Origin of the sequence: Mesorhizobium ventifaucium, assembly GCF_935822925.1 — a bacterium.
Classification (GTDB): domain Bacteria; phylum Pseudomonadota; class Alphaproteobacteria; order Rhizobiales; family Rhizobiaceae; genus Mesorhizobium; species Mesorhizobium ventifaucium.
In genome coordinates this window covers 216558-235041 of sequence record NZ_CAKXZS010000024.1, presented here as the reverse complement: position 1 = coordinate 235041, position 18484 = coordinate 216558, and the positions used below count along the sequence as shown (strand labels likewise).

Sequence of the window (18484 nt, the reverse complement as noted above, 5' to 3'; positions counted from 1 at the left end):
TCGGGATCATGGTCTAATGCAGCCGCGGCATCGCGCCCTGGCCCTTGTCGTCGATCACCAGGCCGCGATGGAAGCGATCCAGCGTAAAGGGCGCGTTGATGTCATGCGGTTCATCCTTGGCGATGGTCCAGGCAAAGCACCAGCCGGAGGCCGGCGTCGCCTTGAAGCCGCCGTAGCACCAGCCGCAGTTGAGATACATGCCCCGCAGCGGGCCGGTGGTGATGATCGGCGAGCCGTCCATCGACATGTCGCAGACGCCGCCCCAGTTGCGCAGCATACGAACGCGGGCGAGACCCGGAAACAGCGCCAGCATCTCGCTCATCACCTCGTCGACAACAGGCAAACTGCCGCGCTGGGCGTAGCTGTTGTAGCCGTCGAGATCGCCGCCATAGACAAGGCCGCCCTTGTCCGACTGCGACATGTAGAAATGGCCCATGCCGAAAGTCAGGACCGTGTTGATGAACGGCTTCAGCGATTCCGTCACGAAAGCCTGCAGCACGTGGCTCTCGATCGGCATCGTATCGATGCCGGCGAGCCGCATGACTTGCCCGGTGCTGCCGGCCACCGCGACCGCCACCTTGCTGGCGCGGACCTCGCCGCGCGAGGTCGTGACGCCTGATATGCGGTCGCCGTCGCGCAGGAAGCCGGTGACCTCGCAATTCTCGATGATGTCGACGCCGCGACGGTCGGCGCCGCGCGCATAGCCCCAGGCGACGGCATCGTGGCGGGCGGTGCCGGCGCGCCGCTGCATCAGGCCGCCGACGATTGGGAAACGCGCCGTGGCGGAGACGTCCAGCGCCGGCACCAGGCGCGCGATCTCGGCCGTGGTCATCAGTTCGGCGTCGACGCCGAGATGGCGCATGGCGTTGCCGCGGCGGGCAAATTCGTCGAACTGGGCCGGCGTGTGCGCGAGGTTGAGGCAGCCGCGCTGCGAGAACATGACGTTGTAGTTCAGATCGTGCGACAGGTTCTCCCACAGCTTCATCGAATGTTCGTAGAAGCGCGTGTTGGCAGGCAGCAGGTAGTTGGAGCGGACGGCCGTTGTGTTGCGGCCGACATTGCCGGAGCCGAGCCAGCCCTTTTCCAGCACCGCGACGTTGGTGATGCCGTGCTCCTTGGCGAGATAATAGGCGGTCGACAGGCCATGGCCGCCGCCGCCGATGACAATCACGTCGTAGGACGCCTTCGGGTTCGGCTTGCGCCAAGCCGGTTTCCAGTCCTTGTTGCCGGTCAGCGCATTTTTGAGAAGCGAGAAGGCCGAATATTCCGCCATTCTTTTGTTATCCGTTCTGGCTTTTTGTTGTCCGTTCTGGCTTTTCATCATCCGTTCTGGGCAATGCGGCACATTATAGAGCAGGCCGCTGCCGCAAAGCCAAGATTGCGCCATCGCTTTTCGACTGGCCGACTCCGAAATGGCGGGCAGAGCGGGACGGCTTGCTCCCCGGTATGAGCGTCTTTATCAAGGGCGAGCTTTAGAACGCCTTACCGCCTGTGAGTCGCCAAACGATCATGCTTTTCCGACTGCTCCACTTCGTTCTGGTCCTGGCGATCGTCGCCTCGGCGCCGCTGTCGATTGATGCGGCGGCGCAGGGGCTTGACCAAGCTGTCTCTGGAGTGGTCGCCGACCAGCAGAAAATCCTGCAGGACTTGACGACAAGGACCGACAATCTCGAAAAGAAAATCCAGGAGGACGGTGACGACGACGCCAGTCTTGTCGATATCCGCCTGCAACTCGAGGAAATGTCGCGAGGTGCGCTGAACAGCGCGCTTGCCTTCCGCCCGCGCCTTTCGGAGATCAACGCGAGGCTCGATCAGCTCGGGGCGCCTCCGGCCGCGGGCCAGCCGCCCGAACCCGACATCGTGACCAGCGAACGCCAGGCGCTGGCGTCCGAAAAGGCCGAGATCAATGCTGTCATCGCCGCGGCGCAAAACCTGTCGATCCGCATCAGCGGCCTCATCGCCAAGATCGCCAATATGCGCAGCGAGTTGTTTCGCAACCTGCTCACCAAGCGCTACGTGCTGTCCGACGCGTTGAGCCCTGAGGTCATTTCCGATGCCAACGATGAATTTACCGGCTTTTACAAGGCGGTGTCGTCGTGGCTGGCCTTCGCCTTCAGGTTCAAGTTTCAGGCCGTGCTGGCCGCGACCTTGATGGCGCTTTCGCTGGCGGCGGTGCTTTTTGTCGGTGGACGGCGTCTGTTCGGGCGTGTCTTCGAAGCAGACCCTTCGATCGAAGATCCGTCCTATCTCAGCCGGCTGTCGGTGGCGTTCTGGTCGACATTGCTGCCGACGCTGGCGGTCGGCGCCTTCCTCGTCTCGACGGTGTTCTTTTTCAACTACTACAACGTGTTGCGCGGCGACATTGGCGTTTTCCTGAATGCGCTGGTTGCGCTCATCGCGGTGGTGTTCTGCGTCAACCGGCTGGCCAATGCGGCGCTGGAGCCGCGGCTGCCGAACTGGCGGCTCATCCCCGTTGAAACCGGCCCGGCACGCTGGCTGGTGCGGCTGACGACCGCCATGGCGGTGGTGATCGGCGTCAACAATTTCCTGTCGGTCGTCAACGACAAGATGGGCTCGCCGCTGTCGCTGACCATCGCCAGAAGTTTTGTCGCCACCATCGTCGTCGGCATCATCCTGATCCTGATGGGGCTGCTGAAACCGTTCAAGGCTGCCGACGGAAGCTGGCGTCCCTGGCCGGCCTGGCTGCGCTACACGGCAGTCGCGATCGGCCTTTTCACCATTGCCACTGCGCTGCTCGGCTATATCGGCCTTGCCATCTTCGTCTCGCTACAAGTCGTGGTCACCGGCACGATTCTGGTGACCGCCTATATCGGCTTCCTGTCAGCGCGGGCGATCAGCGAGGAAGGCGGTTTTGCCAACACATCGATCGGGCGCTGGCTATCGACCAATTCCAGTTATGAGGAGTCCGCGCTCGACCAACTCGGCCTGGTCGTCAGCGTCGCCATCAACCTGATGATCGTGCTGGTGTTCCTGCCGCTGATCCTGTTGATGTGGGGCTTCCAGCCCGGCGACATCCAGGCCTGGGGCTACAAGCTGGCGACGGGCCTCACCATCGGCTCGGTGACGATCTCGGTGACCGGCATCCTCACCGGCATCATAGTCTTCATCATCGGCTATTTCCTGACGCGCTGGTTCCAGGGCTGGCTCGACGGCTCGGTGATGGCGCGCGGCAAGGTCGATACCGGCGTGCGCAACTCGATCCGGCTGGCGGTCGGCTATGCCGGCGTCGCGCTCGCAGCACTCGTCGGCGTCTCGGCGGCGGGAATCGATCTCTCCAACCTGGCGCTTGTCGCCGGCGCCCTGTCGCTCGGAATCGGCTTTGGCCTGCAGAATGTCGTCTCCAACTTCGTCTCCGGCCTGATCCTTCTGGCCGAGCGGCCGTTCAAGGTCGGCGACTGGATCGTCGCCGGTGACATCAGCGGCACGGTCAAGAAGATCAGCGTGCGCGCTACCGAGATCGAGACGTTCCAGCGCCAGTCGGTGATCCTGCCCAATTCAAACCTGATCAACAATGCCGTCGGCAACTGGACGCACCGCAACAAGCTCGGTCGCATCGACATCAAGGTCGGCGTCGCCTACGGCAGCGACGTCAAGCAGGCCCATGCTGTGCTGTTGGAGATTGCGCGCGGCCATCCGCTGGTGCTGAAAAATCCGGAACCCTTCGTGCTGTTCACCAATTTCGGGGCGGCCGCTCTCGAATTCGAAATCCGAGTGTTCCTGGCCGACGTGATGAACGGCAACATCGTGCAGAACGACATCCGGTTTGCCGTCCTCGATGAGTTCGCCGACCAGCATATCGAAATTCCGTCGGCGCCGCGCGCCGTCGTCGAGACCAAGAAGCATGAGGCGTGGCCGATCGATGACGACAAGATCGAAGTCGATTTTGCCGAACACGAGCAAGCGAAGGCGGAAGCCGTGGCCGAGACGAAACGCCTGGCCAGATCCGGGCGCAGGACCCGCAAGCCGGATCCCGATTAGGGTCTATTGATAACACGTGATGCCGGCCTGCGAACGGCGGTTTCCTGCGCTTCCGGGACTCCGGCAAGGCCTGACCTGAATCTCAACATACCCTCAAATCCGGCTTTCGGCGCAGCAAAGCAATTGCGGCATGAATGCGGCATTCAGTTGCCGTTCACCTTGCATCTCATATAAGCTCACATGCAAAGGGCAGGAATGCCTTGCGAAATGCAACAGAGGCGGTGGCAACACCGATACTGCAAATGTGGAAGTCTCTCGTCGCCGCCATCGCTATTCTTGCCGTGGGCGGTCCAGCCCTTGCCGCCAGCGCGACCAACAAGGACGCCGAGACCCGCACACTCGTCGTGACCGAAGGCGGTGGCAAGACGGAGCTGGCGCTGGCCGCCGGCGAAACCGCGGAATTCTGCCCGACCGGCTGTTTCGTTACGATGCCGAACGGCGACCTCGAAGCGCTGACCGGTTCGGAAACGATCGAAATCTCGGGCGGCGTCGCCCGTATCAAGTAACCGCGTCAAAAAACGTTGACGACTTGTTTTTCGAAGGCCGGGCAAATTGCCCGGCCTTTGATCGTTTCGGGTTATCGAAACTTAACGATGAAAAGGGAAATACCGTGACGCGAACCCGGCCGGGTTGGGCGTTTTAACGATCGCTGCGCTGTTGCCCGCTATATCGGGCCGAAGACGCCGAAGCACGGGCGGGTTTGGATCGGCGCCTGATCCTCTCCGAAAGATCGAGTTTCGGGGATCATGCGCTTTTAGGCAGGGGCAACGAAGAATGGATGCGCGGTCGGACAGGAACGCAATCCCGCTTGCCGTCGATCTCGACGGCACGCTGATCGCGACGGACCTGTTGTGGGAAGGCCTGTTCATCCTTCTCAAGAAGAATCCGCTCTATATTTTCCTGGTGCCGTTGTGGCTCGCCGGCGGGCCGGCGCGGTTGAAGCAGGCCATCGCCCAACGCATCGACATCGATCCTGCGTCGCTGCCCTACCGCGAGGCGCTGCTTCAGCGCCTTCGCACCGAACATGGAGACGGCCGCAAGATCGTGCTGGCGACCGGGACGCCGCGCAAATTCGCCGAGGCGATCGCCGCACATCTCGGGATATTCGATCGCGTCCTGGCGACCGACGGCCCCCACAACATGACGTCGGGCAGAAAGCGCGCCTCGCTTGTCGCCGCCTATGGCGATGGCGGCTTCGACTATGCCGGCAACAGCCGGCACGACCTTAGGGTATTTGACGCCGCGCGCACGGCAATCGTCGTCGCGCCCGACCGCCATGCCGCGCGCTGGCAGGCCGCGCACAGCGCCGAAATGATGCCGGCGCCGAAGCCGACATTCAGAACCATCGTCAAGATGCTGCGCGTTCATCAGTGGCTGAAAAACTCGCTGATCGCGGTGCCGATGGTGCTGTCGCACGAATACTTCAACGCCGACATGATCTGGGAATGCCTGCTGGCATTCGTCTCGTTCAGCGCAGTCGCTTCCGCCATCTACATTCTCAATGATTTCTTCGATCTCGCGCTCGACCGCAAACACCTGACCAAGCGCAACCGGCCATTCGCCAGCGGCGCGCTGTCGATCCCGTTCGGCCTCGGTTCAATGATGGTGCTGCTCGCAATAGGCGTTGGTGCAGGGCTTCTGCTGCCGATCGAATTCCTCGGCGTGCTCGGCGGCTACATGGTCATCACCACCGGCTATTCGCTATCGTTCAAGCGCATGCTTCTGATCGACGTGCTGACATTGGCAGGTCTCTACACGATCCGCGTTCTGGCAGGCGCCGCGGCGACCGGCGTCGACGTCTCGTTCTGGCTGCTGGCCTTCTCGATCTTCTTTTTTCTGTCGCTGGCGCTGGTAAAGCGGTTTGTCGAGCTGCGCACGACTGTCATTCCGGCCGGCGAGCGCATCGCCGGCCGCGGCTACCGCACCGAAGACCAGGAGATCGTCGCCCAGGCGGGGATGGCCTCGGCTTTTTCCTCGGCGCTGGTGCTGGCGCTCTATATGGACAGCGTTGCGGTGCGCGAACTTTATCCGCATCCTTGGCTGGTCTGGCCGCTGGCGCCGATCGTGCTGTATCTGACGATGCGCGTCTGGATTCTCGCTCGCCGCGACCAGATGCATGACGATCCAGTCGTCTTTATCATCCGCGACTGGCGCAGCCAGATCGTCGTGCTCATCGGCGCCGTGTTTCTGGTCGCCGGAGGCTGGTAGGCGTGGGGAAGGAGCGGCTCCAGAGCTTCGGTCTTGCCACGCCACCGGCACACAAAGTGATCCCGGCGGATGACGCTGTTGCGCTGCTGAAGAGCGGCAAGGCGACAAGAAACGCTTTGCTCGCCTACGGCAATGGCCGCTCCTATGGCGATTCCTGCCAGAATGGGGCCGGCATGATCGTCGATATGCGGCCGCTGAACAGGATCCGCGCCTTCAATGCCGAGACCGGCCTGATCGAGGCCGAGGCCGGCGTGCTTCTGTCCGACATCATCGCCCATGCAGCGCCATACGGCTTCTTTCCGGCCGTCGTTCCGGGCACGCAGTTCGTCACGCTCGGCGGCGCCATCGCCAACGACGTTCACGGCAAGAACCATCACCGGCGCGGCACCTTCGGCTGCCATGTCGAATCCTTCATGCTGCTCAGATCGGACGGACAGGCCCATTACTGCTCGGCCACGGAGAATGAACGGCTGTTCGCGGCGACGATCGGCGGGGTGGGGCTGACTGGCCTGATACTGTCCGCATCGATCCGGCTGATGCGGGTGCCATCGCTCGACATCGTCGAGAAGACAACGCCGTTCCGTGATCTCGGCGAGTTCTTCGAACTTGCAGAAGCGGCCGATCAGGCCAACGAATACGTCGTCGCCTGGATCGACCAGCTTGCCGGCGGCCACAGACGCGGGCGCGGGCTGCTGTTCACCGGCAATCACGCCGAGCATGGCTCCCATGTCGCCTTGCGTGCCGGTGGAAATCTTTCAGTGCCGTTCCAGCCGCCGTTCAACGTGCTCAACCGGCCGTTCCTGACCGCCTTCAATGCCGCCTACCGGTGGAAGAAAGGCCGGTCCACGGCGCCGCGCCAGGTGGGCTACCAGGGTTTCTTCTTTCCGCTCGACGGCGTCGGCAACTGGAACCGGCTCTATGGACCGAATGGGCTTTTCCAGCACCAGAGCGTGATGCCGGAAGACGTCGCGCGCCGAGTGGTGCCGGCGTTGCTTGCAGCGGCAAAACGGGCCAGGCAGGGCTCGTTCCTCACAGTCCTGAAGCGCTTCGGCGGGGTCCGCTCGCCGGCACTGCTGTCGTTCCCGCGGCCGGGTTTCACGTTGACGCTGGATTTCCCCAACCGTGGCCGGGCGACGCTGGCGCTGCTGAAGGAGCTCGACCAAATCACAGTCGAGGCCGGTGGCGCGGTCAATCCTTACAAGGACGCCCGCATGGGCGCCGACGTTTTCGCCGCCTCCTATCCGGAATGGCAACGCCTCGAAGCGATCCGCGATCCCGTCTTCATGTCGAGTTTCTGGGCGCGAACGGCGAAAAAGCTAGAGGCGCGACTCGGAACCGCTGAAGCCGCGGAATAAATACATTCGAATAGTTCGTGGTTAACGGATCGATAACTCAAGCTTTCCTCGAACTTTTTTGTGCTTCACGAAATGTTTGGAAGTTTTCAATAGAACGGGAAAGGTTGATGGAAAAAGCATGAAATACATTGTCTTCATTCTGTTCACGGTCATGACCAACGCCGCCGCCCAACTCATGCTGAAGCAGGGCATGATGTCACTCGGTCCGATTTCCTTCGAGGGCACCAATCCGTTGCTGAAGCTGTTGCAGATCGTCTTCAGCCCATGGGTTTTCCTCGGCCTGTGCACCTTCGTCATCTCGATGGCGTCGCACCTCTACGTGCTGTCCAAGGTAGAGCTCAGCTTCGCCTATCCGTTCCTCAGTCTCGCCTATGTCGCCGTTGCGATCTTCGCCTATTTCATTTTCCGCGAAGATCTCAATGGCTGGCGTATCGCCGGCATCGCTTTCATCTGCATCGGCACGGTGCTGATCGCCCAAAGTGGTCGGGATTTGGGTGGCCGGGATTTGAGCGGTCACGGGCATGACGAGGAAACGGCCTCCCTTTCGTCCGACAAGATTCACAGTGGGATCGTTCGATGAGACATGTGATCTTCGGCGGCGACGGTTTCGTCGGCCGCCATCTTGCCCCGAAACTTCTGGCCGACGGCGAGGAGGTGGTCGTCGCCGACATCGCCAGGAGCGATCTGCCGCATTACCGCTCCGCCCGATATGTCAGCTGCAACGTCACCGATCCGGCCTCGGTCGCTTCGGTCGGACTGAAGGCCGACGACATGGTCTACAATCTGTCGGCGAAAATGCTGTCGCCGATCCAGGTGCGCGCCAAGCGCCACGAATTCTTCTTCCCGGTGAATTTCCACGGCACCGAGCACATCATGCAGGCGATGGACAGAGCCGGCGCGCCCAAGCTTGTCCATTACACGACTGACATGATCTACGGCCATACGGTCACGCAGCCGATGACCGAGGAGCACCCGGTCGCGCCGCTCGGCGAATATGGCTGGTCGAAGCAGAAGACCGAGGAACTGGCCGCAGAATGGCGCAAGCGCGGCATGTCGATCTCGCTGTTTCGACCGCGCCTGATCATCGGCCCCGGCCGCCTCGGCATCCTCGAGAAACTGTTCAAGCTGATCGACTGGAACCTTCCGGTGCCGATGATCGGCTCGGGCAAGAACCCGTATCAGTTCATCTCGGTGTTCGACTGCGCCGAGGCGGCGCGCGCCGCCTGGAGAGCCGGCGTGCCTGATGAGGCTTATAATCTCGGCTCGCTCAACCCGCCGCCGGTCCGGAAACTGCTCGGCGACCTGATCAGGCATGCCGGTTCGAAATCGATCCTGATCCCGACACCGGGCTGGGCGGTCAAGCGCACGCTCGACCTGCTCGACCTCTTGAACATGCCGATCATGGATCCGGAGCAGTATCTGATCGCCGACGAGGATTGCGTGCTCGATGTGTCCAAGGCCGAACGCCAGCTCGGCTGGGTACCGCAATATCGCGACGAGGACATGCTGATCGCCGCCTACAGCGAATACCGCGCCAAGAAAGACGGCCATGCCGTCGCCGCCAAACATGTGCCCGCCGAGTGAAGGGCCAGCAGGAGACTCTTGAGATGACCGTCATGACCAAGCCAGACCACACGACTGCGCGCGCCACGGTCCGCGCACCGGCGCTTTCGCCCGCCACCACAGCCAAGCCCGATCTGATCAGCGTCGAGCAGGCCAAGGCGATGGACGTCGCGCGCATGACCGACCTGTTCAAGGCGCATCTTAATCCCGGCCAGCTGCATTTCATGAAGCTGCTCGGCTTCCACAAGATCAAGGTCGAGCGCGCCGAAGGCATGTTCTACATCGATCAGAACGGCCGCAAGATCCTGGATTTCTTCGGCGGCTTCGGCTCGCTGGCCTTCGGCCACAATCATCCGCGCCTTCTCGAGGCGCGCAAAAAGTTCCAGGAGGAGAAGCGGCAGGAGATCGCCATCGCCTTCATGTCGCAATACGCGGCGGCGCTGGCGCACAATCTCGCCAAATGCTCGCCCGGCGACCTCGACATGGTGTTTTTGGGCTCTTCCGGCTCGGAAGCCATGGAGGCGGCGGTGAAGCTCGCCGAGCGCGCCGCCGGCCCGAAGCGGCCGAAAATCGTCTATGCCGAGAATTCCTTCCACGGCAAGACGAAGGGCGTGCTGGCAATCACCGACGGTTCGCTCTATCGCGCCGACTTCAAGATGGCCGACAATGTAGTGCGCATCCCGTTTGCCGACATCGAAGCGGTCGAGCGCACGTTCCGCTCCGATCCCGAGGTCGGCGTCATCGTGCTCGAAACCATCCAGGGCGGCGGCGGCATCATCCAGGCGCCTGCCGAATACTGGCAGAAGCTGCGTGCGCTATGCGACCACTACGGTGTTCTGTGGGTCGCCGACGAGGTGCAGTGCGGCTATGGGCGCTCCGGCCGCTTTTATGCCTTCGAGCACTACGGCGTCGTTCCGGATGTGACGGCGCTGGCAAAGTCGCTCGGTGGCGGCAAGGCGGCGGTCGGCGCGATGATCGCCAGGCGCGAGGTCTATATGAAGGCCTATGGCACGCCGAAGATGGCGATGATCCACGCCATGGCCACTTTCGGCGGCATGGGCGAGGCCTGCGTCACTTCGATCGAGGCGCTCAACGTGCTTTACGATGAGGGGCTGATCGACAACGCCGCGGTCACCGGCGACTATCTGCTGCAACGCCTGCAGGCGTTGCGGGAAAAATACCCGAAGATCATCAAGGAGGTCCGCGGTAAAGGCCTTATGGTCGGGCTGGAATTCCACGACTTTTCGCAGACCTTGCCGATGGTACTGCGGCCTGTGATCAGCGTGCTTGACGACAAGCTGAAGGGATCCTTGTCCGGCTTTGTTGGTGCTTTGCTGCTGCGCGACTACGATGTGCTCGTCGCCTTCACCGAATACAACCGCAACGTCATCCGTCTCGAACCGCCGCTGATCTGCCAGCGCGACCATGTCGACCGCTTTGTCGAGGCGCTCGACAGCCTGTTGTCGCGCGGCATCGTGTCGATCGTGAAGGATTTCGTCAAAAGCCAGGTCCGTTAGCCAGGTGCGCCGAGCGAGACCATGCTGACCAAGTCTCCCGCTCCGACAAACCCGCTCGACCGGTTCACCGAGGCCGGTCTGGCGTGGGGCGAGGGCACCTATGCGCGTCTTGCCGCACCGATCGGGGCGGCTGCCTTCGCGCTCTACATTCTGCTAACCGCCGTCACCGCATGGTTCATGCCTGACGCCAATTGGGACATGCTGCCCTATCTTGCGATCGCCGAGGAGGGCACCTATCGCGATGTGCAGGCGCTGCATGATTATGCCTATGGCACGGTTAGGGACGGCGTGTCGGCGGGCGACTATAAGACACTGATCGATGATGGCGGCGGCTTCCGCAGTCATATGGCCGGCAACGCCGCCGATTTCCATTCGCTGCTCGGCATGTACCGGATCAAGTTCCTCTACGCCGAGATTCTTTCGACGATGAGTTCTGTGATGTCGCCGGTCGAGGCGATGCGCGCGGTCTCGGTATTGTCAGTGCTGCTGTTCGGTGCGATCGCGCTGCTCTGGCTGCGGTCCGAAGGCGCGCTGGCGCTGGCGCCGGTTCTCGGCGCGGTGCTGATGATGGCAGATTTCGGCGACGCGGCGCGGGCGTCGACGCCTGATCTGCTGTGCTCGGCGCTGTTCCTCGGCGGGCTCTTTGCCTATATCCGCGGTCGTGAAGTGGCCACCGCGATCCTGCTCATCCTCGCTTTCATGGCGCGGCCCGACAATATTGTCTTCCTTGCAATTTTTGCCGTGCTGCTGTTGGTCTTCCGGCAGAAGGCGTGGGGCGCGCTGACCGGCTTTGCCGCCTCCCTGGTCGCCTACTTTGCCATCTCGCATTGGGCGCAGCATCCCGGCTGGTGGCCGCATCTGTGGTTCTCCTCGATCGAGCAGCATTACAATATGGCCGGCTTCGATCCGCCGTTCTCGGCTGTCGCTTACCTCAGGGCTTTTGCCGTCTCCCTGATCCGTGCCGTCAGCCTGAACAACTGGGTCGGCGTCTCCGTGCTGGCGCTGGCGGGGTGGTATGCCTTAAGCCGTGCAGGCTTCAAGCTCGACCGCCGCGCCGGCATTCTGTTTGCGGCATTGGTGCTTGGCGTCCTGGCGAAGTTCACCGTCTTCCCGATCCACGACACCCGCATCTATTTTCCCAATCTGATCCCGCCGTTCCTGCTGCTCGCCGGGCCATTCATGGCGTTGTGGGCATCAGCGAGCACCAAAGGGCGCGACGCCGCGCCATTGCACGTCATTCCTGGAGACAAGCCATGAGTTCCGTTTCCAGCCTGGCGCGCATCGCGCTGTCGCTCGGCCTCCCCGCTGGCATCCTCGATCGCGGGCCGTCGCTGCGCGGTACCAAGTTTCTGGCGAAGGCCGCTCTGAAGGCGCGCCTCAGTGGGGCAAAAAGGCGGTTCCAAATGGTCAATGTCGGGGCCTGCGATGGCGCGTTGTTCGACGATGTAACGCCGTGGCTGCACCACATCCCGCACGCTCGCGCCGTACTGGTCGAGCCGATTCCATACAACCAGAAACGGTTGCGCGCCAACTATCCTGATACGGGCCGCTTCATCATCGAGCCGGTCGCGGTGACGAAGACCAAGGGAACGATCACGGTCCACACCTTCGATGCCGCCGCACTCGAGGCTGGCACGCTGCCGATCGAGTTCATCGGCTGCTCGTCGGTGACCGACACCAATCTGATGTCGGGCAAAAATGCCTGGGGCGAGGCCGATGCCAACTTCAACAAATTCGCGCCGCACCTCAGGGATATCGAAGTGCCGTCGGAGACTTTGCAGACGCTGCTCGACCGCAACGGCATCACCCATATCGACGCCTTCCTTGTCGATTGCGAAGGCGCCGACTGGATCGTCTTCGAGCAGCTCGACCTCGAGCGCTACCGTCCCGGCATGATCAAGGTCGAGGTTGGTGCGTTGCCGGCGGCCGAGATCGGCCAGGTCGTGGTCAAGTTGAAGACCGCCGGCTACCAGGTCGGCTTCCAGGCCGAGGACATCTGGGCCTTCGCCTGAGGGTAGCCCCGGGCCCGAAAGCACCTGATTTTTTCGGGTCGCGTCGCACCTGCAGCGTGTCGCAAACAGGCGGTAGCATGGCGGCTGTCGCCTGCATATTGTGCGCCGATCAAGCGGGCGCCTGGCGCCTGCAGCAGCACTTTTGGAGTCGCGGGCAATGGCAGGGTTTCCGGAAAAGGCGAAGGTCGTCATCGTCGGGCTGGGCGGTATTGTCGGTGCATCGGTCGCCCATCACCTGATCGAGCGCGGATGGGACGACATCGTCGGCATCGACAAGTCAGGCATCCCGACCGATATCGGCTCGACAGCGCATGCTTCCGACTTCTGCTACACCACCAGCCATGATTTCCTGTCATGCTGGACCACGCTCTACTCCATCGACTTCTACGAAAAGGTGGGCCATTACGCCCGCATCGGCGGCCTCGAGGTTGCCCGCGTCGGCGACGACGATCGTATGGCGGAGATCAAGCGCAAGATCGCCTCGGCAAAGGCTTTTGGCACGCGCGCGCGCTTAATCGAACCGGCTGAGATCAAGCAAAAATTCCCGCTGATCGAAGAAGAGATGGTGCAGGGCGGCCTGTGGGATCCCGATGCCGGTCTCGTCATCCCGCGCTCGCAAACAGTCGCCGGCAAGCTGGTCGACCAGGCGGAAGCCTCCAGCAAACTCAAATCCTTCGCCAACACGCCGGCCAGGTCGCTTGTCGTCGAGAACGGTCGCATCAAGGGCGTGGTGACCGATCGCGGCACCATCGAAGCCGACTATGTGATTGTTTGCGCGGGTATCTGGGGCCGGTTGATCGCGGAAATGGTGGGCGAGGACCTGCCGATCATGCCGATCGATCATCCGCTCACCTTCTTCGGGCCCTATACCGAGTTCGCCGGCACCGGCAAGGAGATCGGCTGGCCGCTGCTGCGCGACCAGGGCAACTCGGCTTACATGCGCGACACTGGCGATCCCAAGACCGCCGAAGGCGGGCAGATCGAGTGGGGCTATTACGAAGAGACCAATCCGCGCCTTTGCCATCCGCGCGACCTGCTGGAGAAGGACCAGGCCCGTCTTTCGCCCTCGCAGCGCGACCTCGACATGGAACAGATCCTCGCGCCGCTCGAGCGCGCCATGGAACTGACGCCGATTCTGGGCGAACTGGGCTACAATGAGAGCCATTCCTTCAATGGGCTTCTGCAGGTGACGGCAGACGGCGGCCCCTCCATGGGCGAGAGCCAGAAGGTGCGGGGCCTCTGGTATGCCGTCGCGATCTGGGTCAAGGACGGCCCCGGCATGGGCAAGCTCATCGCCGACTGGATGACGGACGGCCGGACGTCGATCGACCATCACGCCATCGATTATTCGCGCTTCTATCCGCACCAGACGCAAGAGCAGTTCATCTGGGACCGCTGCACGGAAACAGCGATGAAGGTCTACAATCCGGCCGTCCATCCGCGCGAGCCGTTCTCAAAAGGCCGTAATATGCGCCGCTCGCCCTTCTGGGAGCGCGAGAAGGAACTCGGTGGCTATTTCATGGAACTCGGCGGCTGGGAGCGCGCCCATGGCTATGCCGCCAACGAGCACCTGCTCGAGAAATACGGCAACCGGGTGCCGGTGCGCGAAAACGAGTGGGACAACCGCCATTTCTGCCGCGTCTCCAATGCCGAGCATCTCGCCATGAGCGAGGATTGCGGCATCGTCAACCTGTCGCATTTCGCGATGTACGACGTGGAAGGCCCGGATCATGTCGCGCTGATGGAATGGCTATGCGCCGCAAAGATCGGCGGCGACGGCAATATCGGCAAAGGCATCTACACCCATTTCCTCGACGATGAGGGCATGGTGCGCGCCGACCTGACCGTCATCCGCATGGCCGACCGCTGCCGCGTTATCGACGGCGCAGATGCCGGCCCGCGCGACTTCCACTACATGCGGCGGATGGCAGAAGACAAAGGTTTCGACGTCACCATCACCGACGTGACCGAAAAGTATGTGACCGTCGGCATCTGGGGCCCAAACGCCCGGGCAACATTGAGCAAGGTCGTGGAAGACCCGGACGGCCTGACGCCGGAGAATTTCCCCTTCGCGGCGATCAAGCCTGTCCGGATCGCCGGCAAGGACGTGACCGCTTTCCGCATCTCCTATGTCGGCGAGCAGGGCTGGGAACTGCACATGCGATACGAAGACGGCCTGGCCGTCTGGGACGCGTTGCGTTCGACCGGGGTGATGGCTTTTGGCGTCGAAACCTATGCCAACAGCCGCCGCATGGAGAAGAGCCTGCGCCTGCAGAACGCGGATCTTCTGACCGAGTACAATCTGCTGGAGGCCGATCTTGCCCGTCCGAAGGTCAAGGAGGCTGATTTCAGCGGCAAGGCGAAGCATCTGGACTATCGCGCCCGCGCACATCAGCCGGCCATGCTTTGCACGCTTGTCATGACGAATAATGTCGATTCCAAGGGCGTTGCCCGCTATCCCGTCGGCACGATGCCGGTGATGGATCCGCAAACGGGCGAGACGCTGGTCGACGAACTCGGCCGCCGATCTTTCACGACTTCGATCGCCTACGGCCCGACCATCGGCAAGAACATCGCGCTTGCCTATCTGCCCTGGGCGTACTGCCAGGAGGGCCGCAATCTGAACGTCGAATATTTTGGCGAGACATACCCGGTCGAAGTGGCCGCAGTCGGCTACAGGCCGCTCTACGACCCGGAGAACCTCAAGCCACGCAGTTGAGCCTTCCTCAATAGACGGTGAGGGGTTGGACTCGCAAAACGTGAACGCAAAGACTTAAGGCGCGTCGCGTCTGACGGGAGTCATGCGACGCGCTTTAAGTTCTCGTTTTTATGCATGTCGTTACCCAAAACCGCTGCGCACCCTCGGTTCAAGCCCGATTAGTTAGACCGGCGCTGGGCTTTTCGCTTTGTGGCGCGATGATCTTCGCTTACCTTGCGGCATGTCTGCTTTTCCTCACGCAGGACATCTCCTCTCAGGCGCCGCCGTGCTGGCGCTGATGCTCGTTCAGGCGCCGAAATCCCGCGCCGCCGAACCTGTCGATATCGAACTGGTGCTGGCGGTCGACGTTTCGCTGTCGATGTCGCCGGCCGAACTCGAAATCCAGCGTCGCGGCTATGTCGCGGCGCTGACGCACGACACTGTGCTGCAGGCCATCGCTGAGGGCGCCTATGGCAAGATTGCCGTCACCTATGTCGAATGGGCCGGCACGACCTGGCAGCACGTCATCGTGCCGTGGACGGTGATCGCCAATCGTGCCGACGCCGAGCGGGTGGTCGAACAGCTCTCCGCCCATGCGCCCAACAGCGCCCGGCGCACCTCGATTTCCGGTGCCTTGCAATTCGGCAATGATCTCTTCGCCGAAAGCGGCTTTCAGGGCGTCAAGCGGGTCATCGACATTTCAGGCGATGGCCCCAACAATCAAGGTGCTCCCGTCGACATCATCCGTGACGAACTGGTCAAGCAAGGCATCACCATCAATGGCCTGCCGCTGATGACCCGGGGCGGCTTCACGAGCGTCTACGACGTCAACTATCTCGACCGCTATTACACCGACTGCGTCATCGGCGGGCCCGGCGCGTTCATGATTCCGGTCAATGAGTGGACGCAGTTTCCCGAAGCGATCCGCCGCAAGCTGGTGCTTGAGCTTGCCGGGCCTGCCTCACCGCAATGGGCGGTGGAAGAAGCGGCGCATCCGCCGGTGGTGCTGGCGCAAGACAAGCCGGCCACCGACTGCCAGGTCGGCGAGAAAATGTGGCGCGACCGAAGCTGGATGTTCGACAGCCGCTAGCTAGCTTGACTTCAAGTGCTGCCCGCCAGAAGTACGCGTGCAAGATGTTGGCTTGTCTACGCGGCCAGCAACTGCTTGCGATCGACGCGCTCCTGCTGCGGCGAGCGCGCATAGAGCTCGCGATAGCATTTGGAGAAATGCGAGGCGGAGACGAAGCCGCAAGCGACCGCCACTTCGACCACCGGCAGCGATGATTGGATCAGCAAGTGCCGGGCCCGGTCGAGGCGGATCTCCAGATAGTAGCGGGCAGGGGATCGTCCCATCTCGGTGCGGAACAGGCGCTCGATCTGCCGGCGTGACAGATCGACATGGTCGGCGATCTCGATCAACGACAGCGGCTCGGACAGGTTTGCTTCCATCAATTCGATGATGGTCAGCACCTTGGAGTTCTGTACGCCAAGGCGTGCGCGCAGCGGCAGGCGCTGGCGATCGGTCGGGCTGCGCACGCGGTCAGTCAAGACCTGCTCGCAGACCCGATTAACGAGATTGTCGTCGAAATCGTCGCCGATCAGCTTCAGCATCATGTCGAGCGCCGCGGTGCCGCCGGCGCAGGTGTAGATGTTCTGGTCGATCTCGAAGAGGTCGGCAAAGACATTGGCCTTGGGGAACGCTTCGGAAAAGCCGGGCAGGTTCTCCCAATGAATGGCGCAGCGCTTGTTGGACAACAGGCCGGCGGCGGCCAGTATATGTGCGCCGGTGCACAGGCCGCCGAGGGCGACGCCGCGGTTGTATTCCTCGCGCAGCCAGGCGAAGGCCGATCTGTTCTGGTAGCGCTCGACATTGATGCCGCTGCAAACGACCGCCATGTTCGGCCGTTCGGGGCCGGACATCTTCTTGCGTTCGTCCTCCAGCGAGGTGTTGACGGCGCATTCGACGCCATTCGAGGCGCGCACAGGCTTGCCGTCGATGCTGGCGAGCCGCCAGCGGTAGGCCTCGTAGCCGAGCATCCGGTTGGCCGAGCGCAACGGATCGAGCGCCGTTGCAAAGGCGATCATGGTGAAATCGGGGACCAGGAAGAATACAAACGATCGCCTGATCTGATGATTTACGACGTTCACAGGGTAACCCTCACGCTGCAATGGCGCGAACAGGATGTCGCGATCAGCATAGCGACATCAGGAAAAAGCTTTCCTGTCAATCGGCTAGGCGGCAACGGAAAGACTTTATTTGCGACATGGGTCGCAAATGGGCAATCGCTATGTGATGATGGACCCAACATGCTGCCGGATTGAGCGTAGGCCGCATGTGGTCGGGGCATAACCAAGCACGCCGCCTCGGCAGACCGAAGCGGCGCTGTGATCAACTTCGAAGCAACAGCAGCGAGCGCCGCTTGCGAGCTTGGCAGATCAGGCGACGAAGCCGAGGCGCGCGGCGGCCACGGCGCCGGTCTGACCCGGCATGGTGTTGGCAAGGCGCTGGCGCTCGAGCGCGGTCGTCAGGCTCATTTCACGGCGAGCAAAAAGGCGGGCAAAAAGCTTCATCATCATCTCCATTCGGTTGCTCAGACGGGTCGCCTTCGCGTGATGGAGTGGGGCAGCTCGTTGGCTAGCGCTGATATAGGCTTACGTGAGGGGAAACTAAATCGCAAATGCGAAGCACTTGATATGAAAAGCGACACGGAATGCGACGTATTTGGGCATTCCGCCCAGATTTATGATCACTTACAAGGCGTTAGTTCAAAATTTGAGCTGCTATGCGGCCTGTTCAAAGGCACCATGCGACGACGGCATGGCTCGGAAATGGCTGCAAACAAAAAAGCCCGCCGGACATGATCTGCGCGGCAGGCCTTCAGCTTTGATGCACACGATCTATTTTACTCCGCCAGCCCAGGATCCAACGCCATAGCGAGTGCCGGTCTTGGTGTCGGCGGCTTCGGGCCAGCCGATATCCTTTTGCAGTTCGATCGGCAGAGAGCGGATGGCGCGTTCGGTCTGGTAGCGGGCGCGGGCCGCGCTGAATTCGGTCGCGATGCGGCCGATGGATGACAGGATAGACATTTTTAAATCTCCTTCAGGTTGGGTCGGGTGCCGGTCGCTCGGCGG

At 62.0% G+C, this 18484-nt stretch carries 15 protein-coding genes; 12 read left to right on the top strand and 3 right to left on the bottom strand.

Annotated features, from left to right (window positions below; genetic code table 11):
* Positions 1-13: 13 nt before the first annotated feature.
* Positions 14-1273: a sarcosine oxidase subunit beta gene (locus NMG70_RS21835; RefSeq protein ID WP_254026440.1), complete on the bottom strand. Its 1260-nt coding sequence runs from the start codon at positions 1271-1273 to the stop codon at positions 14-16.
* 236 nt (positions 1274-1509) lie between these two features.
* On the opposite strand from NMG70_RS21835, the gene NMG70_RS21830 reads away from it, so the two are divergent.
* The 11 genes from NMG70_RS21830 to NMG70_RS21780 all read left to right on the top strand — a co-directional run bounded on the left by NMG70_RS21830 (position 1510) and on the right by NMG70_RS21780 (position 16442).
* A complete protein-coding gene (locus tag NMG70_RS21830; protein ID WP_254026439.1) occupies positions 1510-3999 on the top strand; it encodes a mechanosensitive ion channel family protein in 2490 nt (829 codons plus the stop codon).
* 242 nt (positions 4000-4241) lie between these two features.
* Positions 4242-4505, top strand: a complete 264-nt coding sequence (locus tag NMG70_RS21825; protein ID WP_254026438.1) for a hypothetical protein — start codon at positions 4242-4244, stop codon at positions 4503-4505.
* A 268-nt stretch (positions 4506-4773) separates the two neighbouring features.
* Entirely contained in the window at positions 4774-6207 is a 1434-nt protein-coding gene (locus tag NMG70_RS21820; protein WP_254026437.1) for a UbiA family prenyltransferase, read from the top strand.
* 2 nt (positions 6208-6209) lie between these two features.
* Positions 6210-7562: an FAD-binding oxidoreductase gene (locus NMG70_RS21815; protein WP_254026436.1), complete on the top strand. Its 1353-nt coding sequence runs from the start codon at positions 6210-6212 to the stop codon at positions 7560-7562.
* 118 nt (positions 7563-7680) lie between these two features.
* Positions 7681-8142: an EamA family transporter gene (locus tag NMG70_RS21810; protein WP_254026435.1), complete on the top strand. Its 462-nt coding sequence runs from the start codon at positions 7681-7683 to the stop codon at positions 8140-8142.
* On the top strand, positions 8139-9146 hold the full coding sequence (locus NMG70_RS21805; RefSeq protein ID WP_254026434.1) for an NAD-dependent epimerase/dehydratase family protein: 1008 nt from the start codon (positions 8139-8141) through the stop codon (positions 9144-9146). Before NMG70_RS21810 ends, NMG70_RS21805 begins: the two co-directional genes overlap by 4 nt.
* A gap of 23 nt (positions 9147-9169) precedes the next feature.
* Positions 9170-10642: an aspartate aminotransferase family protein gene (locus tag NMG70_RS21800; RefSeq protein WP_254026433.1), complete on the top strand. Its 1473-nt coding sequence runs from the start codon at positions 9170-9172 to the stop codon at positions 10640-10642.
* A gap of 21 nt (positions 10643-10663) precedes the next feature.
* Positions 10664-11899 carry a hypothetical protein gene (locus NMG70_RS21795; protein WP_254026432.1) on the top strand — a complete coding sequence of 412 codons (1236 nt, stop codon included), beginning with the start codon at positions 10664-10666 and terminating at the stop codon, positions 11897-11899.
* Positions 11896-12654 carry an FkbM family methyltransferase gene (locus NMG70_RS21790; RefSeq protein WP_254026431.1) on the top strand — a complete coding sequence of 253 codons (759 nt, stop codon included), beginning with the start codon at positions 11896-11898 and terminating at the stop codon, positions 12652-12654. Before NMG70_RS21795 ends, NMG70_RS21790 begins: the two co-directional genes overlap by 4 nt.
* A gap of 157 nt (positions 12655-12811) precedes the next feature.
* Positions 12812-15373, top strand: a complete 2562-nt coding sequence (locus NMG70_RS21785; RefSeq protein ID WP_254026430.1) for a GcvT family protein — start codon at positions 12812-12814, stop codon at positions 15371-15373.
* A gap of 220 nt (positions 15374-15593) precedes the next feature.
* Entirely contained in the window at positions 15594-16442 is an 849-nt protein-coding gene (locus NMG70_RS21780) for a DUF1194 domain-containing protein (protein ID WP_254026429.1), read from the top strand.
* A 56-nt stretch (positions 16443-16498) separates the two neighbouring features.
* On the opposite strand, the gene NMG70_RS21775 is transcribed toward NMG70_RS21780, so the two are convergent.
* Complete coding sequence (locus NMG70_RS21775) at positions 16499-17437, bottom strand: GlxA family transcriptional regulator (protein ID WP_367185576.1); 939 nt, start codon at positions 17435-17437, stop codon at positions 16499-16501.
* 300 nt (positions 17438-17737) lie between these two features.
* Between NMG70_RS21775 and NMG70_RS21770 the strand changes: the two genes are divergently transcribed.
* Positions 17738-18214 carry a hypothetical protein gene (locus tag NMG70_RS21770; protein WP_254026560.1) on the top strand — a complete coding sequence of 159 codons (477 nt, stop codon included), beginning with the start codon at positions 17738-17740 and terminating at the stop codon, positions 18212-18214.
* Between the two features lie 36 nt (positions 18215-18250).
* Here NMG70_RS21770 and NMG70_RS21765 read toward each other — a convergent pair whose 3' ends face one another.
* Entirely contained in the window at positions 18251-18439 is a 189-nt protein-coding gene (locus NMG70_RS21765) for a hypothetical protein (protein WP_254021925.1), read from the bottom strand.
* Positions 18440-18484: the final 45 nt, after the last annotated feature.